Annotated in this window: 1 pseudogene; it reads right to left on the minus strand. The window is 42.5% G+C overall.

Annotated features, from left to right (window positions below):
- A pseudogene (locus ACFINZ_RS10310) lies at positions 1-492 on the minus strand (autotransporter domain-containing protein); the annotation flags it as partial.

Consider the following 492-nt stretch of genomic DNA (forward strand, 5'->3'; position numbering starts at 1 on the left):
CAATGATGGCATTGTTGATATCTCCTTTTAGGATTCCATAGAACAACAACGTATCAAGATAGAAACCCCTGTCATCCTGCATACTGCCATAAGCTGTGAGGGACCACTTATCCACCGTGTTCTTACTTACATCTTGCATATCCTTTGGAATGAAGGACAGTTGTCCATAGGTTCCGATAAGGCCGAAATATGTGCTGGTCTTTTGCCCTTCTAGCGCTGCGAAGTTAACACCTCCTTGGAGAGCAGTGTAGTGAAGATGAGTACCGCTATAACCATATTGACGAGGAGCACTTTCAGAGGAGAAGTTTCCTGTACTTCCATAGGTGTGTATAAGAAGAAACCGCTCTGTTTTTCTTGCTCTTTTTCCAAGAGAGATATTCTTCTATTGGCTAATAGCACATTCTGTTTAGCCATATCGGTCAATCCTGTATAGAAGAGGGCATTTGGCATAACAAAATAGCTTGCCATTTGTAGTGCAATGGCATGCACATG

Origin of the sequence: Bartonella sp. AA81SXKL (assembly GCF_042196945.1) — a bacterium.
Lineage (GTDB): Bacteria > Pseudomonadota > Alphaproteobacteria > Rhizobiales > Rhizobiaceae > Bartonella.